Annotated in this window: 24 protein-coding genes and 2 pseudogenes; 11 read left to right on the top strand and 15 right to left on the bottom strand. The window is 74.1% G+C overall.

Annotated elements, in window-relative coordinates:
- Positions 1-60: 60 nt before the first annotated feature.
- The 3 genes from ACP7TJ_RS30705 to ACP7TJ_RS30695 all read left to right on the top strand — a co-directional run bounded on the left by ACP7TJ_RS30705 (position 61) and on the right by ACP7TJ_RS30695 (position 2,924).
- The gene (locus ACP7TJ_RS30705) at positions 61-708 is read left to right on the top strand and encodes a nucleoside/nucleotide kinase family protein (RefSeq protein WP_367448591.1); all 648 of its coding nucleotides are present in this window, start codon (positions 61-63) and stop codon (positions 706-708) included.
- A 70-nt stretch (positions 709-778) separates the two neighbouring features.
- Complete coding sequence (locus ACP7TJ_RS30700) at positions 779-1,282, top strand: GNAT family N-acetyltransferase (protein ID WP_093769080.1); 504 nt, start codon at positions 779-781, stop codon at positions 1,280-1,282.
- Positions 1,283-1,319: 37 nt separating this feature from the next.
- Positions 1,320-2,924 carry an ArnT family glycosyltransferase gene (locus ACP7TJ_RS30695; RefSeq protein ID WP_427766871.1) on the top strand — a complete coding sequence of 535 codons (1,605 nt, stop codon included), beginning with the start codon at positions 1,320-1,322 and terminating at the stop codon, positions 2,922-2,924.
- Between the two features lie 9 nt (positions 2,925-2,933).
- Here ACP7TJ_RS30695 and ACP7TJ_RS30690 read toward each other — a convergent pair whose 3' ends face one another.
- The gene (locus ACP7TJ_RS30690; RefSeq protein ID WP_093769082.1) at positions 2,934-3,347 is read right to left on the bottom strand and encodes a DUF3662 domain-containing protein; all 414 of its coding nucleotides are present in this window, start codon (positions 3,345-3,347) and stop codon (positions 2,934-2,936) included.
- Between the two features lie 130 nt (positions 3,348-3,477).
- Positions 3,478-3,639, bottom strand: a complete 162-nt coding sequence (locus ACP7TJ_RS30685) for a hypothetical protein (RefSeq protein WP_167338208.1) — start codon at positions 3,637-3,639, stop codon at positions 3,478-3,480.
- A gap of 285 nt (positions 3,640-3,924) precedes the next feature.
- Here ACP7TJ_RS30685 and ACP7TJ_RS30680 point away from each other — a divergent pair, with 285 nt between their 5' ends.
- The 3 genes from ACP7TJ_RS30680 to ACP7TJ_RS30670 all read left to right on the top strand — a co-directional run bounded on the left by ACP7TJ_RS30680 (position 3,925) and on the right by ACP7TJ_RS30670 (position 8,118).
- On the top strand, positions 3,925-4,848 hold the full coding sequence (locus ACP7TJ_RS30680) for a MurR/RpiR family transcriptional regulator (protein ID WP_167741548.1): 924 nt from the start codon (positions 3,925-3,927) through the stop codon (positions 4,846-4,848).
- A 311-nt stretch (positions 4,849-5,159) separates the two neighbouring features.
- Positions 5,160-5,528: a hypothetical protein gene (locus tag ACP7TJ_RS30675; RefSeq protein ID WP_093769084.1), complete on the top strand. Its 369-nt coding sequence runs from the start codon at positions 5,160-5,162 to the stop codon at positions 5,526-5,528.
- A gap of 184 nt (positions 5,529-5,712) precedes the next feature.
- On the top strand, positions 5,713-8,118 hold the full coding sequence (locus ACP7TJ_RS30670) for a SpoIIE family protein phosphatase (RefSeq protein ID WP_427766866.1): 2,406 nt from the start codon (positions 5,713-5,715) through the stop codon (positions 8,116-8,118).
- 269 nt (positions 8,119-8,387) lie between these two features.
- Here ACP7TJ_RS30670 and ACP7TJ_RS30665 read toward each other — a convergent pair whose 3' ends face one another.
- From ACP7TJ_RS30665 to ACP7TJ_RS30655, 3 genes are all read right to left on the bottom strand, one after another.
- Positions 8,388-9,035 (bottom strand): peptidoglycan-binding protein, encoded by a 648-nt coding sequence (locus ACP7TJ_RS30665; RefSeq protein ID WP_167741546.1) that lies wholly within the window; start codon positions 9,033-9,035, stop codon positions 8,388-8,390.
- A gap of 75 nt (positions 9,036-9,110) precedes the next feature.
- Positions 9,111-9,956, bottom strand: coding sequence for a hypothetical protein (locus ACP7TJ_RS30660; RefSeq protein ID WP_167741545.1), 846 nt, complete (start codon positions 9,954-9,956; stop codon positions 9,111-9,113).
- Positions 9,957-10,140: 184 nt separating this feature from the next.
- Positions 10,141-10,308: a hypothetical protein gene (locus ACP7TJ_RS30655; RefSeq protein WP_167741544.1), complete on the bottom strand. Its 168-nt coding sequence runs from the start codon at positions 10,306-10,308 to the stop codon at positions 10,141-10,143.
- 253 nt (positions 10,309-10,561) lie between these two features.
- On the opposite strand from ACP7TJ_RS30655, the gene ACP7TJ_RS30650 reads away from it, so the two are divergent.
- Complete coding sequence (locus ACP7TJ_RS30650) at positions 10,562-10,987, top strand: Zn-ribbon domain-containing OB-fold protein (protein WP_093769088.1); 426 nt, start codon at positions 10,562-10,564, stop codon at positions 10,985-10,987.
- A gap of 31 nt (positions 10,988-11,018) precedes the next feature.
- Here the strand turns inward: ACP7TJ_RS30650 and ACP7TJ_RS30645 are convergent, their stop codons facing one another.
- Genes ACP7TJ_RS30645 through ACP7TJ_RS30635 form a run of 3 tightly spaced genes read right to left on the bottom strand, consistent with a single transcriptional unit; the run spans position 11,019 to position 13,368 of the window.
- Entirely contained in the window at positions 11,019-11,399 is a 381-nt protein-coding gene (locus ACP7TJ_RS30645; RefSeq protein WP_228914687.1) for a PPOX class F420-dependent oxidoreductase, read from the bottom strand.
- Between the two features lie 9 nt (positions 11,400-11,408).
- Entirely contained in the window at positions 11,409-12,176 is a 768-nt protein-coding gene (locus tag ACP7TJ_RS30640) for a class I SAM-dependent methyltransferase (protein WP_093769090.1), read from the bottom strand.
- Positions 12,169-13,368 (bottom strand): MalY/PatB family protein, encoded by a 1,200-nt coding sequence (locus tag ACP7TJ_RS30635; RefSeq protein WP_427766859.1) that lies wholly within the window; start codon positions 13,366-13,368, stop codon positions 12,169-12,171. Before ACP7TJ_RS30635 ends, ACP7TJ_RS30640 begins: the two co-directional genes overlap by 8 nt.
- A 24-nt stretch (positions 13,369-13,392) precedes the next feature.
- Here ACP7TJ_RS30635 and ACP7TJ_RS30630 point away from each other — a divergent pair, with 24 nt between their 5' ends.
- Both ACP7TJ_RS30630 and ACP7TJ_RS30625 read left to right on the top strand, forming a co-directional pair.
- Entirely contained in the window at positions 13,393-14,421 is a 1,029-nt protein-coding gene (locus tag ACP7TJ_RS30630) for a hypothetical protein (protein ID WP_189911291.1), read from the top strand.
- 123 nt (positions 14,422-14,544) lie between these two features.
- On the top strand, positions 14,545-15,924 hold the full coding sequence (locus ACP7TJ_RS30625; protein ID WP_367547854.1) for a S1 family peptidase: 1,380 nt from the start codon (positions 14,545-14,547) through the stop codon (positions 15,922-15,924).
- A gap of 57 nt (positions 15,925-15,981) precedes the next feature.
- Here the strand turns inward: ACP7TJ_RS30625 and ACP7TJ_RS30620 are convergent, their stop codons facing one another.
- The 6 genes and pseudogenes from ACP7TJ_RS30620 to ACP7TJ_RS30595 all read right to left on the bottom strand — a co-directional run bounded on the left by ACP7TJ_RS30620 (position 15,982) and on the right by ACP7TJ_RS30595 (position 20,847).
- Positions 15,982-16,167 (bottom strand): hypothetical protein, encoded by a 186-nt coding sequence (locus ACP7TJ_RS30620; RefSeq protein WP_093769093.1) that lies wholly within the window; start codon positions 16,165-16,167, stop codon positions 15,982-15,984.
- A 153-nt stretch (positions 16,168-16,320) separates the two neighbouring features.
- Complete coding sequence (locus tag ACP7TJ_RS30615; protein WP_093769094.1) at positions 16,321-17,016, bottom strand: L,D-transpeptidase family protein; 696 nt, start codon at positions 17,014-17,016, stop codon at positions 16,321-16,323.
- Between the two features lie 167 nt (positions 17,017-17,183).
- A pseudogene (locus tag ACP7TJ_RS30610) lies at positions 17,184-17,980 on the bottom strand (SDR family NAD(P)-dependent oxidoreductase).
- A 67-nt stretch (positions 17,981-18,047) separates the two neighbouring features.
- Positions 18,048-18,962, bottom strand: coding sequence for an SDR family oxidoreductase (locus ACP7TJ_RS30605; protein WP_367547852.1), 915 nt, complete (start codon positions 18,960-18,962; stop codon positions 18,048-18,050).
- Positions 18,963-19,131: 169 nt separating this feature from the next.
- Complete coding sequence (locus ACP7TJ_RS30600; RefSeq protein WP_266551062.1) at positions 19,132-19,761, bottom strand: MBL fold metallo-hydrolase; 630 nt, start codon at positions 19,759-19,761, stop codon at positions 19,132-19,134.
- Positions 19,761-20,847 (bottom strand): annotated as a pseudogene (locus tag ACP7TJ_RS30595) (S-(hydroxymethyl)mycothiol dehydrogenase). Before ACP7TJ_RS30595 ends, ACP7TJ_RS30600 begins: the two are co-directional and overlap by 1 nt.
- A 143-nt stretch (positions 20,848-20,990) precedes the next feature.
- Between ACP7TJ_RS30595 and ACP7TJ_RS30590 the strand changes: the two are divergent.
- A complete protein-coding gene (locus tag ACP7TJ_RS30590) occupies positions 20,991-22,754 on the top strand; it encodes an ABC transporter ATP-binding protein (protein WP_427766852.1) in 1,764 nt (587 codons plus the stop codon).
- A 154-nt stretch (positions 22,755-22,908) separates the two neighbouring features.
- The gene (locus tag ACP7TJ_RS30585; RefSeq protein ID WP_093769099.1) at positions 22,909-23,274 is read left to right on the top strand and encodes a nuclear transport factor 2 family protein; all 366 of its coding nucleotides are present in this window, start codon (positions 22,909-22,911) and stop codon (positions 23,272-23,274) included.
- Positions 23,275-23,478: 204 nt separating this feature from the next.
- Here ACP7TJ_RS30585 and ACP7TJ_RS30580 read toward each other — a convergent pair whose 3' ends face one another.
- Entirely contained in the window at positions 23,479-24,135 is a 657-nt protein-coding gene (locus tag ACP7TJ_RS30580; RefSeq protein WP_427766848.1) for a TetR/AcrR family transcriptional regulator, read from the bottom strand.
- Positions 24,136-24,137 lie beyond the last annotated feature (2 nt).

The following is a 24,137-nucleotide window of genomic DNA, read 5'->3' as shown; positions in this document are numbered from 1 at the left end:
TGAGTGGCGCGGGCCACACGGGTGGCGGGGCGCGGCTTCCCGGGTGACACACTCTGCGGTGTGGCGCTGACCTTCGACGACCTCTTCCGCCGCGCCCGCGCCCTCCCCCGGGACGGGCGGCGCGCGATCCTCGGCATCGCCGGAAGCCCCGGCGCGGGCAAGTCCACGCTCGCCGAACGCCTGGTGCGCGAGCTGAACGGCCCCGGGGAGCCCTGGGTGGCGCACGTCCCCATGGACGGCTTCCACCTGGCCGACGCGGAGCTGGAGCGGCTGGGCCGCCGGGACCGCAAGGGCGCCCCCGACACCTTCGACGCGGCCGGGTACGCGGCGCTGCTGCGGCGGCTGCGTGACGAGGCCGAGGCGGGCGAGGTGGTGTACGCCCCCGGCTTCGAGCGGGAGCTGGAGCAGCCGCTGGCCGGGGCGGTGCCCGTGCCCCCGGCCGCGCGCCTGGTGGTCACGGAGGGCAACTACCTGCTGCTCGGCACCGGGGCGTGGGCACGGGTACGTCCGCTGCTGGACGAGGTGTGGTTCTGCGCGGCGGACGAGGAGCGGCGGGTGCGGCGGCTGGTCGCCCGTCACGAGCGGTTCGGCAAGTCGCACGAGGAGGCGGTCGCCTGGGTGGAGCGCTCCGACGAGCGGAACGCCGCGCTGGTGGCGGCGACCCGGGACCGCGCGGACCTGGTGGTGCCGGTGGAGGAGCTGACGTGACGACCGCGCGCATGTCCGCCCGGCGGAACCGGCTGGACGCGGAGGGGGCCCGCACAGCAGGCTCAGCTTCATGATCAGAGCAGCCACCGTGCACGACGTCCCCGAGATCCACGCGATGATCCGCGAACTCGCCGCCTACGAGAAGGCCGCCGAGCAGGCCCGCGCCACCCAGGACCAGCTGCGCGCCGCGCTGTTCGGCGAGCACCCCGCCGCTTCCGTTCTCGTCGCCGAGGACGACGCCACCGGTGACGTCGCGGGCTTCGCGCTGTGGTTCCCGCGCTTCTCGACCTGGACCGGCACGCGCGGCATGCACCTGGAGGACCTGTACGTCCGCCCGCACACCCGGGGCGCCGGGCACGGCAAGGCGCTGCTCGCCGCGCTGGCGGCGGTCTGCCGGGACAACGGCTTCGAGCGGTTCGAGTGGGTCGTGCTGGACTGGAACGAACCGGCGATCGCCTTCTACGAGTCGCTGGGCGCGGAGCTGCTGGAGGAGTGGACGGTGTGCCGGCTGACCGGCGGGGCGCTGGAGCAACTGGCCGCGCGGGCACCGCGCTCGGCGGAAACCGCACGGTGACCCGCGCCGGGGGTGCGTCGGTGTCAAAGTGGGGCGCATGAGGCCTCGGGTGACGGTGTGGGCGCGGCGGTGGGGGGTGCCCGTTCTCGTCGTCCTGCTCCTCGGGCAGATGACCGTGGCGATGGTGACGGCCGCCCTGCGGCAGACGCCGACGATCGACGAACCCGTGTACGTGGGGACGGCGGCGGTCTACCTGGACGAGCACAGCCTCCGCTTCAACCCCGAGCATCCGCCGCTCGGCAAGCTGGTGATCGCCGCCGGGGTGGCGGTCGCCGATCCGCGTCTGGAACCGGGATTCGACGGCGACCAGACCGAGTTGGGGCGGCGGCTGCTGTACGAGTCGGGCAACGACCCGTGGCGGGTGATGTTCTGGGCCCGCCTGCCGGTGATCGTGCTGACGCTGGCGTTCGGTCTGGTGGTGTTCGCGTTCACGCGGGAACTGGCGGGCCGGGCGGGCGCGTCGGTCGCGCTCGCGCTCTACTGCCTCTCCCCCGACGTGATCGCGCACGGCTCACTGGCCACCCTGGACGTCCCGGCCGCCGGGTTCGTGCTGACCTCGGCGTGGCTGCTGTGGCGGGCGCGGTCGCGGCCGCGCCTGTATGTGCCGCTGGCCGGCGGGGCGTTCGGGGCGGCGCTGGCCACGAAGATGAGCGTGCTGCCCGCGCTGCCGGTGCTGGTGCTGGTCGCCGCCGTGTCGGTGTGGTGCGCCGGATCGCGGCGGACGACACGGGCGGTCGCCGGGGCCGCGGTGTTCGCGCTGACCGCGTGCGCCGCCGTGTGGATGGCGTACCTGGCCGTCGATCCCCGGCTGCGGTGGGGGCCGCCGCAGCACATCCCCACGGTCGGCGGACTCCGCGGGCTCGCCGTCCGGCTGCTGCCGCTGCCCGAGCCGTTCCGGGACGGCATGCGGCTGCAGTTCGGCCTGGAGAACCGGCCCTGGCAGGGTTTCCTCTTCGGCAGGCTGTACACGGGGTCGCTCTGGTACTACCTGCCGGCCGCGCTGCTGGTGAAGACACCGCTGGGCGCGCTCGCGCTGTGGGCGGCGGGCGCGGTGACGGTGACGGTCCTGCGCCCGCTGCGGCCCGCGGCGCCGTATCTACTGGCGGCGCCCGCGGTGCTGCTGGCCGCGGCCATGTACGGGTCGCGGGACTTCGGCACGCGGTACGCCGTGTTCCTGCCGATGTTCCTCGCGGTGGCCGCCGGGTGCGTGGTCCTGGTGCGGTGGAGGTGGACGCCGGTGGTGACGGGCACGCTGGTGGCGTTCGTCGCCGTCAGCTCGCTGCGGACGTACCCCTTCTATCTGCCGTACTCCAACGAGGCGTTCGGCGGACCGGAGCGGACCCGGTACCGGCTCCACGACTCCAACGTGGACTGGGGCCAGGACCTCGGCCGGCTCGCCGACCGGCTGGACGAGCGGTACCGGGGTGAGCGGATCTGGCTGGTCTACAAGGGGGCGGGTGTGCCCGCGTACTACGGGATCGACGCCCGCGATCCGCGCCTGGCACCGGCCGACGCGGTGCACGGGGTGCTGGTGGTGTCGGACTCCGCGGCGGCCAAGGCGACCGGACGGCTGGCCGAACTCATCGCCGGCAGCAGGCGGATCGACCAGGTGGGGCACTCGATCACGCTCTACCGGCGCTGAGGGGGTGACTCAGCCGTCCGCCGGCTGGGCGGCGCGCCGGAAACCGACCGCGCTCACGTGCCGCATCACCGTGCTGGCCACGCGGTAGCGGCCGTTGGGCACCTCGGCGGAGCGGCGGACGTGCACGGTGAGCGGACCCGCCCACTCGTAGCCGTTGCGGGCGGCGTGCCGGGCCAGCCGGTCGGTGAGCACCTGGCCCACGCTGTCGCCGCGCCGGGTCAGCTCCTCGTGCACGGGGGCGGACAGTTCGACGTCGTAGGCGTTGGGGACCATCACGCGGCCCGCGCGGCACACCACCGCGTTGCTGTCGCACTCGCGCCGCAGGGCGTCGACGAGTTCGAGCGGGTCACGCCCGGACATCCGCGCCCACAGGGCCTCCCATCGGTTCTCCAGTGCCGTTTCCAGCGCGCTGAGTGCGCTCATGCTGTCACCTGCCGAAACTCGGTCGCGTCGGGACGGGGGCGGTGGTGCGGCGGGCATGGCGTTCGGACCAGGCCGCGCGGCCGGGGACCGGCCGGTCCCCGTGCCCGCGGCGTGATCCGCACGCCAGGCCCTACCGCTCCTCGTAGTCGTCGGGCTTGATCTCGGCCTCCTCCAGCGCCTCGCGCATGGTCCGGCCGGTGCCGCCCTGCGCCTGCGCGTCACCCTCGCGCCGCGACTCGAGGGTCTCGTCGGTGTCGTGCGTCTTCGGCCGGTTCTCCTCGGGGACGGTCATGTCCGCGGTGCTCCTCGTCTTGCCGGGGTTGCGATGTCGCTGTGCAGCCGTGGTGTCGTGGCGTGGTGTCACGGTGTCGCTGTGCAGCGCTGAGTCGCCGGGTTCCCTGAGCGGGCGGGGATATCCCCCGTGAGTCGGGGGCTGTCCTTCCCGCGCCCCGGAGCGGGTGGCGTGCAGACCGCCGCCGGCCCGCGCCCTCGTGGCCGGTCCCCTTCGGTGACCGCGCTGGTCGTACGCGGGGTTGGGCTATGTTGAACCCTCGTGGGAGACAAGGGAGGCGCACCGGTGCCATCGCCGCAGCAGGCACGCGCACAGGCATCCGCGATCACCTCGGCCAAGGCGGGTCCGGACACGGAGCCGTCCCCCACGGCCCAGCTCCGCACCCTCTTCGACCGGCCCCGGCTCTCCCCCGGCCAGCGGCGCATCGCGCAGTACCTGATCGAGCACATCAGCGAGGCGGCGTTCCTGTCGATCACCGATCTCGCGGACCGGGTCGGGGTGAGCCAGCCCTCGGTGACCCGGTTCGCGTCGGCGGTCGGTTTCAGCGGCTATCCGGCGCTGCGGGAGAGGCTCCAGTCGATCACCCTCGGCACCCGGTCCGGCGGCGCCGGTCCGGCCGAGGAGCACCGGGGCAACGAACTGCAGGCGGCGGTCGACGCCGAGATCGAGAACCTGGAGAACCTGCGCCGGGACCTCGCCGACACCGACCGCGTCATCGAGGTGGGCCGCGCCCTGTCGGCATCCGCCCCGCTGACCGTGCTGGGCCTGCGCATCTCCGTGTCGCTGGCCGAGTACTTCGCGTACGCCGCCCGCCGTATCCATCCGGACGTGCGGCTGGTGACGCTCGGCGGCAGCGTGGCCTACGACGCGCTGCTGCAGTCGCGGGAAGCGGGCGGGACGTGGGTGCTGGCGTTCTCCATGCCGCGGCACGCCCAGGAGACACTGACGGCGGTCCGGGTGGCGCGCAGCGCCGGGCTGAAGGTCGCGCTGATCACCGATCTGGCGCTGGGGCCGCTCGCGGACGAGGCGGACGTCACCTTCGCCACCGGCACCGGCTCCCGCCTGGTCTTCGACTCGTACGCGGCGCCCGGCGTGATGTGCGCGGCGCTGCTGCAGGCCATGACGGACGCCGACCCGGAGCGCACGCAGGCCCGGCTCGAGGACTACGAGCAGGTCGCCGACGAGCACCAGTTCTTCCTCCGGGACTGAGTCCCCCGCTTCGGTCACCGCCTCGGTTCGCGGCCCTCACGGCGCGCGTCGCGCACTTTGAATAAGGCATGAATGTTTTCATGCGTCTTGCCAAGCGGACGGCATATATAAATACTGCTCACGGATCGCGGCCCGGCCGCTCCGGACCGCGCTCCACTCGGGCCGCAGGCCTCCACCCGCGCCGGCGGCCAGGGTGTTCGGCCGGGCTTCCCCTGCCCGGCCATCCGTGGCGGTCCCGGTCATCCCCTAGACCGGGGCCGCCCCACCCCGTCGCCCGCGCCGGCGACGCCGTACATCCGGAAGCGAAGATCATGCCTCTGACGTCCACGCGCCTCGGACCCGACTGGCCCTGCCAGGTCAAGACCCCCGGGAGCTACGACTGGGAACGCTCGGCCGCCAAGTGGCTGCGCGAGCTGGTCCCGGCGCGCTACGCGAGCTACCCGGCGTTCGTCCGGCACCCCGTGCTGCTGGCCCGGCACGCCCAGATCCAGGTCGAGCACGAGATACGGGTGGCGCGCACCGCGCTGCAGACCGCCCGCGCGGACCTGCCCCGGCTCGGTCTGCACGAGGGCGCCATCGAGCATGCGATCAAGCTGTACGCGGCCGAGCTGATGCAGCTCCAGCACATCGCGCGGAGCGTGCGGGCGGTCACCCGGGCCCTGGGCGAGAGCGCCCGCTGACCCGCGCGCGGAGCGCGCGCACTCCGTCCAGCCCGCGTACGGGCCCGCCCGGCCCCGTGCCGTCCCCGTACCGCGCGGGCCGGTCCCGTCCAGGCCCGTACGGGCCGCCGTCACAGGGCCCGGGGCCGGAAGCGGAGCGAAGAAGGCGGCCAACGCATACATGCAGGTGTGCCATGCTCGGTGCGTGAAGAGCGATCGCTTTGCCCCGGTCGAGTCCGGCGCGGTCCCGGACCTGGCGGCACCGGCCAGGGCCGTCGCCCGACTGCGCGCCGAGATGGACCGGCTGCGCGAGCAGGCCGCCACGACGGTCGTCGTGGAGCGCGCCAGGGGCGTCGTGATGGCTCTGGCCGGCTGTACCGCGGACGCCGCCGAGGAGCTCCTGCACCAGAGGGCCACGGCCGCCCGCCGCACTCTCCTGGAGGAGTGCTGGGTCACCCTGGGCGAGCTGACGCCGGCCCGCCCGTGCGACGACGCGGCCGCACCCCGCCCGCAGGGCGACGCCGGGACCGCGGCGGCCGCCCCGTCCCCCGATGACGCCCCGGCGCCCTTCGCCGCACCCGACGACGTCGCCGACGCCCTCAGCCGCCTCGGCCGCGTCCTGGTCCACGCGGACACGCACCAGGCGCTCGCCCAGTACCTGCTGGAGCACCTCGCCCCGGACCTGGACGCGGAGTCGGTGATGATCTACGTCCGACGGTCCGGCGGCGGCCTGGAACTCGCCGGGCACGCCGGCATCGACGACGGGCTGGCCGCCCGCTGGCGTCAGGTGCCCCCCATCGGCGGGATGGCCGTGGTGGAGGCCCTGCGCTCCGGTGAGCCCCGCTGGCTGGAGAACTTCCCCGAGGACAGCACGCGCCACCTGCTGATCGGCGAGCCGCCCGAGCGGTGGCAGTCCCGGGTCTGGCTGCCGCTGCGCGCCGGCGACGGCTCCGACGTGTGCATCGGCGTGCTGCGCGGACGCCCGGGCGCCTTCACCCCTCGCGACCGCGCGCATCTGCGGGGCGTCGTCCGGCTGTGCGCGGGACGCCTGCGCGGCTTCACCTCGTCGTCGGTCCCGGTCCGCGCGGCCGAGGCGGACACGGTCCGGTCGCTGTTCGCGGCGCTGCCGGTCCCGGCGATGCTGCTGACCCCCGTCACCTCCTCCTCGGGCGAGGTGGAGGACTTCCACGTCGACGCGGCCACCGCCCAGGCTGCCGACCTCCTCGGCGGCTCCACCGGCGACCCGGCCGGACGGCGGCTGCGGGAGGTGCGGCCCGGCCTCACGGACCTGCCGGTGTGGCAGGGCCTGCTGGACACCCTGGCGGGCGGCGGGCCGTACGAGAGCGAGCCGTTCGCCCACCAGGGGACCGCGGACGGCGTCCTCGGGCCGGCCACCTACTCGGTGCGGGTGACCCGCCTGGAGGACGCGCTGGTCGTCGCCTGGCTGCGGCACACCTTCTCCGACCGGCAGGAGCAGCGGCTGGCGGAGCTGCAGCGGCTGGGCAGCATCGGCTGGGCCAACTGGAACCTGGCGCGGGACGAGGCCTCCTGGTCGGCGCAGGTCTTCGCGATCCTCGACCGGGACCCGGCGGACGGTCCGGTGCGGCTCGACGGCCTTCCCGGGCTCGCGCTGCCCGAGGACCGGCCGGCGCTGCGGGCCGCCGTCGAGACGCTGCTGCGCGAGGGCCGGCCGTTCGACGCGCCGTTCCGGATCCACGGCGGGGGCGGCGTACGGCATCTGCGGCTGGTCGCCGAGGTGGTGACGGACGCCCACGGCGCCCCGTTCGAGGTGCACGGGGTCGTGCAGGACCTGACCGCGCGGCGCCGGGCGGAACTGGCGCTGGTGGAGAGCGAGCGGGCGATCCTCACCCAGCACGACGTGCTCCAGTCGGAGCGGATCCTGGTGGCCCGGCTGCAGAACGCGCTGCTGCCGCTGCCCGACAAGGTGATCGACCTGTCCGGGCTGCGCGTCGAGGTCGGGTATCTGCCCGCGCAGGCCGGCATCCATGTCGGCGGGGACTGGTTCAGCGCGGTGGAGCTGCCCGACGGGGACGCCCTGTTCGTCATCGGGGACGTGGCCGGTCACGGCGTGGACGCGGTCGCCACGATGGCGCAGCTGCGCTTCACCGCGAAGGGCATGGTCAGCACCGGCTCGTCGCTCACGGGCGCGCTGTCCCGGCTCAACTCGCTGCTGCTGCACGCCCGGGACGCGCGCCGCACCGCGACGATGGTCCTCGCCCGCTACCGCGCGGCCGACCGCCGGCTGATATGGGCGCAGGCCGGCCACCCGCCACCACTGCTGCTGCGCGGCGGCGAGGCGACGTATCTGCGTCGGCCCCGGGGCATGCTGCTGGGCGCGACCCCGGCCCCGTACTTCGAGGAGACCGAGCACCGCCTCGAACCGGGCGACCGGCTCCTCCTCTACACCGACGGCCTGGTCGAGCGCCCCCTGGAGAGCATCGACACCGGCCTCACCCGCCTCGCCGACGCGGCGGCGGCCCATCCCGAGGACACCTCCGGCTCCCTGGGCGCGCTGCTGGACGTGATGCTGGAGGACGAACGGCGGGACGATGTGTGCGTGCTGGACATTCGCGTGCCGCGGGAAATGTGAGGGGCGGGGAGGCGGGGGGCTGCCGGGCCCCGGTCCGCGCGGGGACGTGGCCGTCCGGGGGTCCGGACGCGGGAACCGGGGCGTGCTCGCGGTCCCGGACTGGGGGTCTCGCCCGCAACGGCCCGATCCACGGGGGTCCGACTCCCCGCTGAGCCCGAGGGACGTGCCCGGCCCTGTCCTGCGGAGCCCCTGAGCGCCCGCAGGGCCCCGGCCTCAGGGAGGCGGACGTGACCGCTGACCCGGTCCGGGCGCGCCCCGGGGTCCCGGGTCTACGCCGCGTCCTCACCCCCCGGCCCGCCCGTGCGGGACTCCAGTGCCTGGCGGGTGTCGTCGCCGTAGACGCCCGTCTCGTCGCCGCGGATGCCGTACCAGAGCTGGAAGCGGGCGACCGCCTCGCGGAGCGTCGCGTCGTAGCGGCCGTCGGTTGTGCCGTCGCGGTAGACGTCGGGGACGCGCAGCAGGCGTTCCTGGAGGGCGGCCACCTCGGGGCCCGAGTCGCCCTCGCGCAGGAAGCCGTCCTCGGCGGGGGCGGCCGTGCGCGGCGGCGCGGGGGCGGCGGTCGCGGGCGGCGGAGACGCCGGTGCGGCGGCGCGGTCGTCGGCGGGCCGCTCGGTGAAGAGCAGCGCCCCGCCGAACCCGGCCAGCGCGGCGACGGCCACCACCAGGCCCGGCGCGGCCCGGCGCAACCGTGACGGCCGGGCGAACTCCGGCGGCGGACCACCTGGTACCGGCGGGAGCTCCTGCGTGACGTCCTCCGCCCCGGCCGGAGACCGGTCCCGCGGCACCTCCTCGTGGTCCCCTTCGCCCCGCTCGACGTCCCGGAACAGCTCCGCGAGCGCGTCGGTGCGGCGCGCGCGCAGCACGCGGACGGGTTCGAGGGGCGGCCCCTCGGGGCCGGACCCCGGTGCGGTGGTCACATCGCTCTCCTTCCGTGCCTGACGCGGGAGTTGAGCCGCCTACGGCGAGAGATACGTGACCGGGGCCCGGCCGGTTCAGCCGCGGGCGCCCCCGCTCTCCCGCAGGAAGCGGTGCAGGGACGCCGTCATCGCGGCGACGAACGCGTCCCGGGTCGCGTCGTCGAGGGCGTCGAGCGACAGATAGGGGTTGAGGTCCTCCAGCTCGACCAGCAGCAGCTCCCCGCCCGGCGCCCGGCAGGCGTCGACCCGCTGGATGCCGTGGCCGAGGGAGTTCCACTCGACGAACCGCCGGGCGAAGTCCAGGTCACCGGGGGTGGGCCGGTAGGGCTCCAGGCGCCAGCGCGCGGCGGGGTCCGGGGCGTGGAGGGCGTACTGGAAGTCGTGGTCGACGAAGTAGAACGAGACCTCGTAGGCGAAGTCGACGTACGGCTGCACGAGGACGTCGCCGTCGGCGGGCACGGACACCTCGGCGGCGGGGACGATCCGCAGCCCGTGCGAGTCCGCGCCGAGCCGCGGCTTGACGACGTACCGCTCCGCGCGGGGCAGCCGGTGGAGGTCCTCGGGCCGGCCGACGGTGGGGATGACCGGCATCCCGGCGTCGGTGAGGTCCAGCAGGTACTGCTTGCCTGCCATGTCCCCCTGCCCGGTGAGCGGGTTGTAGACGGGCGTACCGGCGGCGAGCGCCCGCGCGCGGAAGTCCTCGTAGGCGTCGAGGTACCCCAGCACGGGCCCGCTGTTCCGCACGACGACCGCGTCGAATCCGCCCATCAGCGCGGCGGCGTCCCGCGGATGGCAGAGGGCGAGGTCGAACTCCTCGCGCAGCCGGGAGGTGAGAAGGATGTCCTCGTCGCAGTACCGCCGCCCGCGGGCCGGGTAGGCCAGATCGGTGACGTACAGGAGGCGGGGGCGGGTGGCGGGCATCGGGGCTCCTCGGGGCGACGGCGTACGCCCGTGAGAATGACACGGGTGTGCGGAACGCCCGAAGGCAGCCGGGTGCGGACGTCCGACTCCTCGGGGGTACGGCGGGGCCGGCCCGGTGGCGGTCGGCGTTCATCGCTCTGCCCGCCACCGTTCCGCAGGTCGTCCGTCGCCGCACGTCAGAGGGTCAGCGTCTGCGGGGCCGGCCCGCCCCGATGCCGGCGACGTGCAGGGCCAGGGCGGTCAGCCCCAGCAGCATCACGTTCACCGAGGAGAACACGTCGTTGGTCGCGATGTCCGCCGCGTTGATCAGGAAGGCGATGAAGAACAGCACCGCCGCCACTATGCCGAGCATGAACGAGCTCCTTCCGTAGGGGTGTTGCCCGTATGCCCGGCCTTCGCGAACCCAGACCCGTCCCGTACCCGTCAAGTTCCGGAGATTTTTGGAACCGGCTCTCACTCCACAGAAGAGGGTACTGAGTGCCTTTACTCGTGGCACTCAGTGCCATACTCTGTGGCCGTGCGCGGTGGCGCGGCCACCGGGCAGTCGCGTGCCCGGGCGGGACCGTGCACGTGGAAGTCCGGCCGAGTGCAGGGAGTTGACCAGCGTGTACCACTTCTCAGGGAGCGTCGCTCAGCAGGCAGCCGGCTCCACGCGCCTGCTCGAACCGCAGGGCCGCGAAGGGCGGAGCACCGACCAGGACGCCATGCTCTTCCAACGCTGCACCTGGTGCGGCACGGCGATGTACCACCGGCTGCTGTGCCCGGTGTGTCAGGGCAGCGACCTGCGCACCGAACGCAGCGCGGGTTTCGGCACGGTGCGCCACTCGACGGTGCTGCACCGCAACACCCCGGCGGCGCGCAATGTGTCGCTGATAGAGATGGCCGAGGGGTTCGTGGTGCGGGGCCGGGTCATGGGCCCGCCGATCGGCGTCCACAGCGGCGACCGGGTGCGGCTGTCGACCGCCGAGGACCCGGTGCGCGGCGAACCGGTGTTCCAGCTGGTGGACGAGCCGCTGCGGGCCTGGACCTGACAGCCTCGACGTCCGCCGGCGGGGGCTGGGGTCAGAGGGTGACGCGGATGCCCACCGTGCCGTCCACGCCCCGGCGCAGCCGGCTGCCCAGCAGGGTGAGGCGGCCCATCAGCCCGTACTTGCGGGCGATCAGCTGCCGGTAGCGCGCGGTCGTGGCCGCGTCGCAGATCTCCGCGGTGGCCGGGACCTGGTCGCCCGTCGGGTTGCCGCGCAGGTCGCAGGGTCCCACGAGGACGTCCCCGCGGGCGCGGATCCGCTTGACCTTCCACGAGTCGGCGGCGGTCCACACGCCCAGCGCGTCGCCGTCGCGCACCACCCACACCGGGGTGGCCACCGGCGTGCCGTTCTTCCGGTAGCTGGTGAGCAGCAGGTACTTCCCCGCCCCGAGCCGGTCCCGCAACGCGTTGTCCATGGGTCAAGTCTAGGCCTGCTCCCGCGTATTCCGCCGGGGGTTGTCCTGGCGCCACGGGCGGCGGGCCACGAACACGAACTCCCGTCCGGGGCGGTCGGGTGCGTCCCGTACGTCCTCCAGCACGTAGCCGTGGTCCGCGAGGTCCGCCTCGACCTCCTCACGCTCCCGGAACCGCAGGGTCGAGTCCGAGGTCAGCACCTCGCCGTCCGACGCGAACACGTACGTCGTGCGGAACGAGACCAACGGACCGTCCACGGCGGTCACTTCGTGCCAGCTCTCCACCGTGCCGGCGCCGGGCACGCCGGCGCGGACATACGACTGCTCACGGGTCCAGGTCTCCCAGGCGCGCCGGGCCGGGTCGCGGGTCTCGAAGACCAGGCGGCCGCCGGGGCGCAGGGCCGCGTGGGCGCCGCGCAGGGTGGCCTGCCAGGCGCCGGGCTCCGCGATCGCCTGGGCGACGTTCGCGGTCATGGTGGCCAGATCGGCGGTGAGCGGCGGCAGGTCCGTCGCGTCTCCCTCGATCCAGCGGACGCGCCCGGCGCCCGGCTTGGCGCGGGCGACGTCGAGGGAGGCGCCGGCCGGGTCGACGCCCACGACGTCGATCCCCTCGTCCGCGAGGAGCAGCGCGAACACGCCCGTGCCGCAGCCGATGTCCAGCACCCGGCGGGCGCCGAACTCGCGCGCCATGCGCAGATAGGCGTCGAGGTCGCCGCGGTCGGGGTCGAGCGGGTCGTAGAGGGCGGCGAGCCGGGGGTGGGCGAAGGCGGCGTCAGCCACGGGCGCCGCCCGCCGCGCTCACAGTGGCCGCCATCCGCCGCACCGCCTCGGTGAGCACCTCGGGCGAGGCGGCGAGGTTCAGCCGGGCGTGGCCCGCGCCGCCCGTGCCGAAGGACGGCCCGTCGGTGAGCGCCACCCGCCCGTGCCGGAGGAACGCCTCGGCGGGGTCGTCGCCCAGGCCGAGGTCCCGGCAGTCCAGCCAGGCGAGGTAGGTGGCGTCGCCCGGGCGGTACCGGACCGCCGGCAGGTGCTCGGCGAGGAGTTCGCCGAGCAGCCGTCGGTTGGCGTCGAGGGCGTCGAGCAGGGCGTCCAGCCAGCCGGTGGCGTCGCGCAGGGCGGCGGTGTGGGCGAGGATGCCGACATGGCTCGGGCCGTGGCCGACCACCTCCGGCATCCGGGCCAGGTCGTCGCCCGCGCCGGGCCCGGCGACCGCGAGAGCCGCCTTGAGCCCGGCCAGGTTCCACGCCTTCGACGCCGACATCAGCGACAGTCCGCGCTCACCGCCGGGCACGCTCAGGTACGGCACGAAGCGCGCGCCGCCGAACACCAGGGGCGCGTGGATCTCGTCGGCGACGACCCGGACGCCGTACCGCTCGGCGAGCGCCGCCACGGCGGTCAGCTCCTCGGCGGTGTGCACCGTGCCGGTGGGGTTGTGCGGGCTGCACAGCAGGTACGCGGCCCGGCCGCCGCCCTCGGTCGCCCCGCGGAAGGCGCGCTCCAGGACGTCCAGGCCGAGCCGCGCGTCCGCGCCGAGCGGGGCTTCGACGATCCGGCGGTCCGCGTGCCGTACGAAGTCGTAGAAGGGCGGGTAGACCGGGGGGTTCACCACGACCGGGTCGCCGGGCCCGGTGACCAGCCGGAGCATCTCGACCACGCCCAGCATCACGTCCGGCACGATCGCGGTGCGCTCCACGGCGAGCCCGTACCAGCCCCACCGCTTGCCGGCGAAGGAGGCCAGCGCCTCGGCGTAGGCGGTCCCGGCGGGATAGCCGGTGTCGCCGGACCGCAGCGCGTCGGTGACCGCGCGGACGACCGGTCCGGGCAGCTCCACGTCCATCTCGGCCACCCACACCGGGAGGACGTCGTCGGGGTACGTACGCCACTTCATGCTGGTGCGGCGGCGCAGCTGATCCAGGGAGAAGGCCTTGAGCGGATTCGGTTCACCGGACGTATCGTGCGGGATCCTGGTCATGGAGCACACGATAGGGGGCGTGGTGTGGACCCACATCAGGATTCCGGGGCGCCGCCCGGCGACGGCGACGGGGCGGCACGGGAGATCGCCTGCGACGAGTCGGGGTCGGACGGCGAGAACCTGACCGGCGGGAACACCGACGTGTTCGCGCACGCCGGTGTCCACGTCCCCGTGCCGGAGGCGGCCCGGGCACTGCGGGAGATCCGCGACCGGATCCGCTCCCCGGCCACCGAGTACAAGGCGACCCATCTGCTGCGGGAGAAGCACCGGACGGTGCTGGAGTGGTTCCTCGCGCCGGGCGGGCCGCTGCACGGCGCCGCGCGCGTGCATCTCACCGAGAAGTCCTTCTTCGTGGTGGACCGGCTGGCCGGCGTGCTGCTCGACGACCCGGGCGCGGCGGCGGAGCTGTACCGCGCGGTGCGGGAGGCACTGGGTGCGGAGGACCGGCGGCGGTTCCTGTCCGTGGCCAACCGGCTGCTGCGCACCCGCAACGGGGCGGAGCCGGGGTCCTCCGTCCCGCTGTTCTTCGAGACCCTGGACGAGCTGCGCCGGACGCACGCCGGTACGGACGCCGGCCCGGCGCTGGAGCGGCTGGCGGCGGGGCGCGGGCGGGCCGAGGCCTACCGGGCGGGGCTGCTGGACGGCCCCGCGGCGCGCATCCCCGTCCTCAACCCGCTGCTCCCGGCGATCGTCGCCACGGCCGCGTACTGGAGCGGTCCCGGACGGCGGCCGGTACGGCTGGTGCACGACCGGCAGAACCTGCTGACGCCCGAGCGCATCGCGTGGATCGAGGAGACCGCCCGGCGGTCCGGCGTCGCCCTGGCGGAGCTGCGGCTGGTCGTCGCTCGGGACGACCCGCGGGTGCAGCTGGCGGACTTCCTCGCCGGGATCGCCCGCAAGGCGGCCGGCGACGCGCTGCGCGGGAACGGCGACCCGGGCCTCACCGCGCTGCTGCGTCCCTACGTCGATCCGGCGTCGGTGTGGGGCGACGACCGTACGGCGGTCGCGCTGGGCCTGTCCGTGCCCGACTCCTCGGTGCGGGCGCGCGGCTGAGGCGAACACGGTTCCGCCCGCGCTGAACACGACGGGCTCCGCGGCCGTATGGACCAGGGGCGCTCTGCTCGAGGGAGACCCCCGCGGTGCGCGCACCGCGCTGTCGAGGTTCTGGAGCGATGCATGAGGCACGCACGACGACGGGTGGTCCGGCGAGTGACACGGCTGGCGGCCGTCGGCGGACTCCTGCTGGGCGGCACGATGGTCACGCACGCCGTGGCGAGTGAGCCCGGCGCGCCCGACGCCGTCCCGTTCTCCACCGCCTCCCCCGCGGACGTCGACGCGTCCGGTCCGGGCGCCGGCCTGGTCCAGCGGCTCGGCACGTCGCGTACGGCGGGCAGCTGGGTCGGCGAGGACGGCCGGACGGTCGTCGCGGTCACCGACGAGGAGGCGGCGGCCGAGGTGCGGGCGGCGGGCGCCGAGCCGAAGATGGTGCGGCACAGCATGGACGACTTCGACTCCGCGACGAGGACGCTGAGTTCGGCCCCGCGGGTGCCCGGCACGGCCTGGATGAAGGACTACCGGTCGAACCAGGTGGTGGTGCGCGGGGACAGCACGGTGTCCGCGGACGACTGGTCGTCGCTCACCGAAGTGGCCGACGGCATCGGCGACTTCGTCCGCATGGAGCGGGTCGAGGGCACCTTCACCACCCGTCTGGCCGGCGGGCTGCCCGTGCTGTCGACGGCGGGCCGCTGCTCGGCCGGGTTCAACGTCACCGACGGGCAGCGGGAGTTCATCCTCACCGCCGGGCACTGCGGGCCGCAGGGTTCGGTGTGGTTCTCCGACGACGGGGGCCGGCGGAAGGTCGGCACCACCGTCGGCGGCAGCTTCCCGGGCGACGACTACTCGCTGATCGCGTACGACGGCGGCAAGGCGGGCGAGAACGCCGGGGTGGTCGCGGTGGGCGGCGGCAAGGGCGTGCGGATCACCGGGGTGGCCGACCCGGCGGTGGGGCAGCGGATCTTCCGCAGCGGCAGCACCAGCGGACTGCGCGACGGGGAGGTGACCGCGCTCGACGTGACGGTCAACTACCCGGAGGGGACCGTCGGCGGGCTGATCGAGTCGGACGTGTGCGCGGAACCCGGGGACAGCGGCGGGCCGATGTTCTCCGAGGGGATCGCGCTCGGCGTCACCTCCGGCGGCAGCGGCGACTGCCGCTCGGGCGGCATCACGTACTTCCAGCCGGTGACGAAGGCGCTGGCGGACCTGGACCTGAAACTGATCGTGGCGCCCGAGGCGGACGGCGGGAGCCCCTCCCCGGCGCCGTCGCAGGCGCAGGGCGCGGCGGCGCCGGACGCGGCCACGCCGGGGTCGTCGACGCCGGTGCGGGGCATCCTGCCCGACCCGTCGACGCTGGTGTCGCGGCTGGCCGACCCGCGGAACGTGGGTCCGGGGCTGCTGGTGATGGGCGGCAGCCTGGTGGCGCTGGTGGCGTCGCGCTGGATCAGGGCCGAGCAGGACCGCAAGGCGTACCGGAGGCAGTACTCGGCGACCTGGGGGTGAGACGTGAAGGGCACCCGTGCGGTCACGGGTGCCCGATCGTGATGCCGAGGCCGGTCGTCAGGCTGCTTTGGCCGCCTGCGGGAGGGCCGAGGCCCACTCCTGGACCAGGCGCTGGTACTCCTCGCGCTGTTCGACGCTGAGTGTCCCGCCCGACCGGAGCCACAGGGCCCGGATCTCCTCGTTGACCTCGGCAGCCGATCGCTCGGAGGAGGGTTCAACACTGGTGGACATACCGTGAAGCATACGGCCCCCGAGGTGAAGACGCTGTGAGTAAACGCACGCCCATCGGGCAATTCGGACGTGTTGCTGATCACGTCCATCTGCCCTGCAAGGTGGGCGAGTTCACACCCTCGACGGCGCGGGGGCGCCCGGCCCGTGGCCGGGCGCCGGCGAGTCTCAGGTGCCCGGCTTGCGGCCGTACACGTAGACGTCGTCACCCTTCTTCAGCAGCGACCAGTACTTCTTGGCGGCGGTCTTGGTCATGTTCACGCAGCCGTGGGAGCCGGGCGGGTTCCACATGCTGACGCCGACCGAGTGGAACGCCTGACCGCCGTCGAAGAACTGGCTGTACGGCATCGGCACGTCGTAGATGGTCGAGACGTGGTTCTTGTTCCGCCAGTAGACCTTCTTCAGGCCGGTGCGGGTCTCGTACCCGTTGCGTCCGGTGCGGACCGCGACCGGCCCGTAGACGAGCTTCTTGCCGTCCTGGATCCAGCTCAGCTGGAGCGTGAGGTTGACGCAGGCGATGCGCCCCTTGTTGGTGGGGCACTTGCCCGCCTTGTTCGGGTTCTTCCCGACGGCCCTCTGCTTGTTCATCAGGTCCATCACGCCCCAGGTCACGGGGCCGGCGTACCCGATGTTGGGCCTGATGCCGTGCTTGTTCTGGAAGGCCTGGATGGCCTTGCAGTCGGCGGCGGACTGCTTGCCGTCGACCGGGCGGCCGAGGAACTTCTCGACCTTCTTCTGGTACGGCCCCGCCGAGGTGGTGCAGCTCGCGGCCTGAGCCGGCGACGCGCCGAGCACGAGCGTGAGCGGGGCCACCAGTGCGGTGACCCCCAGGGCGACGACACCCCGTGTTCTTATGTCCCCCATGGTCCGTTATGCCTCTCCCGCGGAAACGTGCGCTGGACCGCGCACTCTGCCAGGTAGACGGCGAACGGGGGAAATCGGTTGTACCCGCGACCGGACCGTTATGTCCGTCACGGCGGGCGCTTCGGCGTGAGTCGCGTCACACGGCGCCCCGCGGGATGCGGGGCCGGTCACCGCCCGGTGTGGTCCACGGCCCGGTGGAAGCCGTGGTTGACGGCCGTGATGCCGCCGTCGACGACCAGGGTGGCGCCGGTGATCCAGGCCGCGTCACGGGACGCGAGGAAGGTCACGGCCGCCGCGATGTCCTCCGGCTCGCCGATCCGGCGCAGGGGGTAGACCTGGGAGACCGCCGCCAGGTCGTCGTCGCGGCCGTCCCAGGCGCGGGTGCGGACCGTGCCCGGCGCGACGAGGTTGACCCGGACGCCCCGGGGTCCCGCGTGGCCGGCGAGGGTGCGGGTGAGGGAGATCAGACCCGCCTTGGCGGCGCTGTAGGCGTGGTTGCCGAAGTCCTGGAGCCCGTTGACCGAACCGACGGTGACGACGGCGCCCCTGCCGGACGCCTCCAGGTGCGCCAGGGCGGCGCGGCAGCAGCGGTAGGCGCCGGTGAGGGTGACGTCCAGGTCCGCCGCCCACTCCTCCTCGGGCTCGTCCTCGAAGCGGGGCGCGTCGGGGGTGCAGTGTGCGGCGTTGTTCACCAGCACGTCCAGCGAGCCGAAGCGTCGTACGGCGTGGGCCACCGCCGCCTCGACCGACGCCTGGCCGGTCACGTCGCAGGCGACCGCCTCCACCACGAGTCCGCGGTCGCGCAGCCGTCGCGCCGTGCACTCCCCGCATCCGGGTCGGCGTCCGCGATCAGGACGCGCGCGCCCTCCTCGGCGAACCGTGCCGCGGTGGCGGCTCCGATACCGCGCGCCGCCCCGGTGATGAGGACTCCGTACCCCGCGAATCGTCCTGTCCCAGTCGTCATGGAGGGACGGTAGCCGCCCGGGCGATCACCGCGGCAGGTGTTTTCCGCCCCGTGGACGCCGGGCGGGTCAGCGGTAGCCGGTGACGTCGGCGGGGCGGCCCGCGTCCTGCACCTCGACCAGGTAGCGCCAGGCGTCGGGGCGGCTGCCGTCGAGGTCGGTGAAGCCGTACTCCTGGGCGAGGCTCCCGCTGGACACGGAGGCGCCGTTGAAGCGGGCCACGCCGGGGTCGGCGGCGAGCGCGGCGACGGCGCGGCCCGCATAGCGCGGGGTCTCGGAGATGGCGAAGTGCGGCGCCTTCTCCAGCGCGTCGCGCCAGTTGTCCTCCCGCACCCCGAAGTGGTCGAGCATGATCTCCGAGCGCAGCCAGCCGGGGGTGAGCGCGACGGCGGTCGCGCGGCGCGGGCCGAGTTCGTGGCCGAGGGCGAACGCCATGCGCAGCACCGAGGACTTGGCGAGGTCGTAGAAGAAGGAGACCCGGTAGTGGTCACGGTTGTAGTCCGCCGTGCCGTCGGTCACCTCGACGACCAGCCCGCCCGGGTGGCGCAGCAGCAGCGGCAGGGCGTGGTGGCTGGTGATCGCGTGGGTCTCCACCGCGAGGCGCAGCAGCCGCAGCCCCTTGTCGAGGTCGTGCTCCCAGACGGGCGCGTCCCACTCGAAGAGGGTCTCGCCGCCCCAGATGTCGTTGACGAGGACGTCGAGACGGCCCTGTTCGGCGGCGATCCGGTCGACGAGCGCCTTCACCTGGGCCGGGTCCAGGTGGTCGGTGGGGACGGCGACGCCCCGGCCGCCCGCCCCGGTGACCAGGTCCGCGGTGTCCTCGATCGTCTCGGGCCGGTCGTATTCGGAGCGGCGGGCGCGGGTGGTGCGGCCCGTGACGTACACGGTGGCGCCCGCCGCGCCGAGTTCCACGGCGATGCCCCGTCCCGCTCCCCGGGTCGCCCCGGCCACCAGCGCGACCTTGTTCCGCAACGGCTGTGTCATGTGTTCCCGGCCTTCCGTTCCCGCGTCCCGTCCGTTGACGACGACGAGCCTGACGGGCAAGCCGGACATCCTCTGTCGTCTTTTCGGCTTTTCGGCGAGGATCGTCCGGCGCGCCGGCGGGTTCACCCGCCACGCGCCCGCCGGTGCGTCCGGGCGCGTGGCGTCCCGCTCAGTGGCCCCGGGCGATCCACTCGTCCAGGTGCGGGGCCTCGGCGCCGATCGTGGTCGGGTCGCCGTGGCCGGTGAGCACCTTCGTCCCGGGCGGCAGGGTGAGCAGCCGGTCCCGGATGGAGTCGATGATCGTCGGGAAGTGCGAGAAGGAGCGGCCGGTGGCGCCGGGCCCGCCCTGGAAGAGGGTGTCGCCGGTGAACACGGTGCCCAGCCCCGGGTCGTACAGGCAGACCGCGCCCGGCGCGTGTCCGGGGGTGTGCAGCACGGTGAGGTCCGCGCCGCCGGCCTCGATGACCTGCCCGTCGGCCAGCCAGGCGTCCGGGTCGCGGTCCGGGTGGGTCTGCTTCCACAGCGTGAGGTCGTCGGGGTGCAGCCAGATCGTGGCGCCGGTGCGCTCGGCGAGGGCGGGGGCGGCGTCGATGTGGTCGTTGTGGGCGTGGGTGCACACGATGGCGGTCAGGCGCCGGTCGCCCACCGCCTCGGCGATGGCGTCGGCGTCGTGGGCGGCGTCGATGACGACGGCCTCGTGGTCGTCGCCCACGATCCACACGTTGTTGTCGACGTCCCAGGTGCCGCCGTCGAGGCTGAACCGGCCGGAGGTGACGAGCCGTTCGATGCGGGCGGTCATCACAGCACCACCACCGAGCGCAGCACGTCGCCGCGGTGCATCCGCTCGAACGCCTTCTCCACCTCGTCCAGGGCGATGGTCTCGGTGACGAACGCGCCGAGGTCCAGGCGGCCCTGGAGGTGCAGGTCGATCAGCATCGGGAAGTCGCGGGACGGCAGACAGTCGCCGTACCAGGAGGACTTGAGGGCGCCGCCGCGGCCGAAGACGTCCAGCAGCGGCAGTTCGAGCTTCATGTCCGGGGTGGGCACGCCGACCAGGACGACGGTGCCGGCCAGGTCGCGGGCGTAGAACGCCTGCCGGTAGGTCTCGGGGCGGCCCACGGCCTCGATGAACGACGTCGGCGCCGAAGCCGCCGGTGAGGTCGCGGATCGCCTCGACGGGGTCGCTCGTGCGGGAGTTGACGGTGTGGGTGGCGCCCATGGAGCGGGCGGTCTCCAGCTTGCGGTCGTCGATGTCCACGGCGATGATCTTCGCCGCGCCGGCCAGCCGGGAGCCGGCGATCGCCGCGTCGCCGACGCCGCCGCAACCGATGACGGCGACCGAGTCGCCGCGGCCCACATTGCCGGTGTTGATCGCGGCGCCGATGCCGGCCATCACACCGCAGCCGAGCAGCCCGGCGACCTGCGGCGCCACGGCCGGGTCGACCTTGGTGCACTGTCCGGCGGCGACCAGGGTCTTCTCCGCGAAGGCGCCGATGCCGAGCGCCGGGGACAGCTCCGTACCGTCGGTCAAGGTCATCTTCTGCTGAGCGTTGTGCGTGTCGAAGCAGTACCAGGGGCGTCCGCGCAGACAGGCGCGGCAATGGCCGCACACGGCACGCCAGTTGAGGATCACGAAGTCCCCGGGCGCCACGTCGGTCACGTCGTCGCCCACCGACTCGACGACGCCCGCGGCCTCGTGGCCGAGGAGGAAGGGGAAGTCGTCGTTGATGCCGCCCTGTTTGTAGTGCAGGTCCGTGTGGCACACCCCGCAGGCCTGGACGCGTACGACCGCCTCGCCGGGTCCCGGGTCGGGCACGACGACCGTCTCGATCCGTACCGGCTCGTCCTTGCCGGGTGCGATCACGCCGCGTACTTCCTGCGCCATGCTGCTGACTCCTTCGTCGGCCGGGTCCGTCTCCCCCGTCGTCTCCCGACCCTACGCGGGAATGATCGGCTCCGCCGCCCACCGTGCGGTGCGTCCGCCCGGGCGACGTAGCCTGAACGTCCGTCCGACGCCGAGGGGGGCATGTGAGCATCGCAGAGGACCGGTCCGGCCCGCCCGCCTGGCGGCTGCTGCTGTCGTACGTACGGCCGCACCGCGGGGCGCTGCTGGGCGGCGCCCTGCTGTCGCTGGTGACCGGCGCGACGGGGCTGGCGCTGCCGCTGGTGGCGCGGGAGCTGATCGACGACCTCGCACACGACCAGGCCGTCACCGGGGCGCTGCTGCTGATGTCGGCGCTGGTGATCGGCAACACGGTGCTGGGCGCGGTGGGTTCGTACGTGCTGCGGCGCGCGGCGGAGTCGGTGGTGCTGGGGGCGCGGCGCACGCTGTCGTCGTATCTGCTGCGGCTGCGGATCGCCGCCGTGGACCGCACCGAGCCGGGCGATCTGATGGCCCGCATCACCTCCGACACCACGCTGCTGCGGGAGGTGACCACCGACTCGCTGATCGGGCTGGGCACGGGCGGGCTCACGCTGATCGCCACCGTGGCGCTGATGGGCTACGTGGAGCCGGTGCTGCTGACGGTCACGCTGGGCGTGCTCGCGCTGGCGGGGACGCTGCTCGGGGTGGTCGTGCCGCGGATCCGGCGGGCGTCGAAGCAGGCGCAGGACGCGGTGGGCGTGATGGGGGCGACGCTGGAGCGGGTGCTGGGGGCGCTGCGCACGGTGAAGGCGTCCGGCGCCGAGCCGCGGGAGGAGCGGAGGCTGCACGACGCGGCGCGCGAGTCGTGGCGGATGAGCGTGCGGGCCGCCAAGTGGTCGGCCGCGGCGGGCAACACGGCGGGGCTGGCGATGCAGCTCGCGTTCATCACGGTGCTGGCGGTGGGCGGGGCGCGGGTGGCGACCGGGGCCATCGACATCGGGACGCTGGTGGCGTTCCTGCTGTTCGTGTTCTACCTGATGGCGCCGATCTCGCAGGTCGTCGGCGCGATCACGCAGTACCAGGCGGGCAGCGCGGCGCTCGCCCGGATCCAGGAGGCGCTGCTGCTGCCCGCCGAACCGGCGGCGCCGCCCGCCGCGCTGCCGTCGCCCGGCGCCGCGCCGGCGGCCGTCGCCTTCGAGGACGTACGGTTCCGCTACGCCGACGACCTGCCCTACGTCCACCACGGGGTGACGTTCACGGTGCCCGCGCAGGGGCTGACCGCGTTCGTCGGGCCGTCCGGCGCGGGCAAGACCACGGTGTTCTCCCTCATCGAGCGGTTCTACGACCCGGAGTCCGGCGTGATCACCGTCGACGGCCGGAACCTCGCCGAGTGGGACCTGCCGGAGCTGCGGGCGGCGATCGGGTACGTCGAGCAGGACGCGCCCGTGCTGTCGGGTTCCCTCCGGGACAACCTGCTGCTGGGCAACCCGGACGCGGACGGGAGCACGCTGACGCGGGTGCTGAAGACGACCCGGCTGGACGGGCTCGTCGCCCGGCTGCCGCAAGGGCTCGACACCCTCGTCGGCCACCGCGGCACCAAGCTGTCCGGCGGCGAACGCCAGCGGGTCGCCATCGCCCGCGCGCTGCTCCGCCGCCCGCGCCTCCTCCTGCTGGACGAGGCGACGTCCCAGCTGGACGCGGTGAACGAGGCGGCGCTGCGGGACACGGTCGCCGACGTCGCCCGCACGACGACGGTGCTGGTGGTCGCCCACCGCCTGTCGACCGTGACGGCGGCGGACCGCATCGTGGTGATGGACGCGGGGCGCGTGCGGGCGGTGGGGACGCACCGGGAGCTGGTCGCCGAGGATCCGCTGTACGCGGAGCTGGCGGCCACGCAGTTCTTGGCCACGGCGGACCCGAGAGGGTGAGGGCAGCGCGGTCGGCCCCGATGCGGGCCCCCGGCCGGCGGGCCCCGGCTGCCGGGCGCCACGCTTGCCCGGGGCCGCTCCAGGGAGGACGCTCGTAGGTGAGGCCCGCGAGGCCTGATTCCGGGCCCGGGGCCTCCCGAGGAGGTGGGTCATCATGACGACCGCGGCACAGCCCGTGTTCGGTACCGACACCCTGCGCCGGGGCATCGAGGCGGACACGCCGGAGATGCTGAAGTCGCTCTACGCGGACGACGCGGAACTGCGCGTCGTGGACCACGTCAGCGGGCCGAGCCACCCGAAGGTGCTGCACGGCAAGGACGAGATCGCCGCGATGCTGGACGACGTCTACAGCCGCGACATGACGCACGCGCTGGAGGCATGCGTCATGCAGGGCGATCACGCCGCCTACTGCGAGAGCTGCCGCTACCCGGACGGCGTGCGGGTGCTCTCGGAGTCCATGCTGACGTTGCGCGACGGCAAGATCACGGGGCAGGTGTTGATCCAGGCGTGGGACGAGTGACACCAGGGGCCGTCGTCCTCGTCGCGTCGGCGCATTCGGGCGCCGTCGGGCGGAGGCCGGCGTTCCGCAGCGCGGACCACGCCGGGGACGCGCCCGTGTGACGCGGCGGAGGTGCGCCGGCGAGGACGCGCAGCCCGACCGTGTCCTCGCCGGCCGGGGGTACCGGACGGGAAGGGCCGAGCAGACCGGTCGGCTGACGCTCCGTCAACCAGTCGGCGTCTCCGGCGGACGGAGGATCGCCAGGAGCTGGCGGACCAGTTCGTCCACGACCTCGTCGAGGGTGGCCTCGACCCACCCCGCGTTCCAGTCGTGCAGCAGCCCGTTGACGCTGCCGATGAAGCCGGTCGCGGCGAGGCGGTGGTCGCGGGGCGCGGCCTCACCCCGGGCGACGGCCGCGTCCGCCTCGGCGCAGATCAGGTCGACCCAGCGGGCGCGGCGGGCCAGCCGCTGTTCCTCCAGGCGCGGGCTCACGCCGATGATCTCGACGAAGGCGATGCGGATGCGGCGCGGGTCGCGGGTGACGGCGGCGGCGTAGGCGCGGAAGATCGCGGCGGCGCGCTCGGCGAGCGGCGCGTCCGCCGTCCCGGCCGCCGCGGCGACCACCGCCGCCTCGGCCCAGTCGTTGACCTGGAGGTGCAGCGCGGCGAGGACGTCCTCCAGGCTCCGGAACTCCTCGTAGAACTGACGGGTGGACAGCCCGGCGGCCTCGCTGAGGGCGGCGACGGTGGTGGACCGGTAGCCGGGTCCGGCGCCGAAGAGTTCGAGGGCCGCGTCGAGGAAGCGCCGGCGCCGTTCGGCCTTCCGCTCCTCGGCGGACTTCCCGGCGTACCGGCCGCTCGGTGCGCTCAGTCTGCCCGCCACCG

The sequence above is a fragment of the Streptomyces sp. DSM 41931 genome, assembly GCF_050271085.1.
In the GTDB taxonomy this organism is placed as follows: domain Bacteria; phylum Actinomycetota; class Actinomycetes; order Streptomycetales; family Streptomycetaceae; genus Streptomyces; species Streptomyces albogriseolus.
Note: the sequence above shows the minus strand (reverse complement) of the source record. Positions and strands in the feature narration are given on the sequence as shown.

Bases quoted from the DNA above. Each gene is read 5' to 3' on its own strand.
- ACP7TJ_RS30700 (WP_093769080.1), top strand. From the start codon at position 779: ATGATCAGAGCAGCCACCGTGCACGACGTCCCCGAGATCCACGCGATG.
- ACP7TJ_RS30695 (WP_427766871.1), top strand. From the start codon at position 1,320: ATGAGGCCTCGGGTGACGGTGTGGGCGCGGCGGTGGGGGGTGCCCGTT.
- ACP7TJ_RS30690 (WP_093769082.1), bottom strand. From the start codon at position 3,347: ATGAGCGCACTCAGCGCGCTGGAAACGGCACTGGAGAACCGATGGGAG.
- ACP7TJ_RS30685 (WP_167338208.1), bottom strand. From the start codon at position 3,639: ATGACCGTCCCCGAGGAGAACCGGCCGAAGACGCACGACACCGACGAG.
- ACP7TJ_RS30675 (WP_093769084.1), top strand. From the start codon at position 5,160: ATGCCTCTGACGTCCACGCGCCTCGGACCCGACTGGCCCTGCCAGGTC.
- ACP7TJ_RS30660 (WP_167741545.1), bottom strand. From the start codon at position 9,956: ATGCCCGCCACCCGCCCCCGCCTCCTGTACGTCACCGATCTGGCCTAC.
- ACP7TJ_RS30655 (WP_167741544.1), bottom strand. From the start codon at position 10,308: ATGCTCGGCATAGTGGCGGCGGTGCTGTTCTTCATCGCCTTCCTGATC.
- ACP7TJ_RS30645 (WP_228914687.1), bottom strand. From the start codon at position 11,399: ATGGACAACGCGTTGCGGGACCGGCTCGGGGCGGGGAAGTACCTGCTG.
- ACP7TJ_RS30635 (WP_427766859.1), bottom strand. From the start codon at position 13,368: ATGACCAGGATCCCGCACGATACGTCCGGTGAACCGAATCCGCTCAAG.
- ACP7TJ_RS30625 (WP_367547854.1), top strand. From the start codon at position 14,545: ATGAGGCACGCACGACGACGGGTGGTCCGGCGAGTGACACGGCTGGCG.
- ACP7TJ_RS30620 (WP_093769093.1), bottom strand. From the start codon at position 16,167: ATGCTTCACGGTATGTCCACCAGTGTTGAACCCTCCTCCGAGCGATCG.
- ACP7TJ_RS30615 (WP_093769094.1), bottom strand. From the start codon at position 17,016: ATGGGGGACATAAGAACACGGGGTGTCGTCGCCCTGGGGGTCACCGCA.
- ACP7TJ_RS30605 (WP_367547852.1), bottom strand. From the start codon at position 18,962: ATGACACAGCCGTTGCGGAACAAGGTCGCGCTGGTGGCCGGGGCGACC.
- ACP7TJ_RS30600 (WP_266551062.1), bottom strand. From the start codon at position 19,761: ATGACCGCCCGCATCGAACGGCTCGTCACCTCCGGCCGGTTCAGCCTC.
- ACP7TJ_RS30585 (WP_093769099.1), top strand. From the start codon at position 22,909: ATGACGACCGCGGCACAGCCCGTGTTCGGTACCGACACCCTGCGCCGG.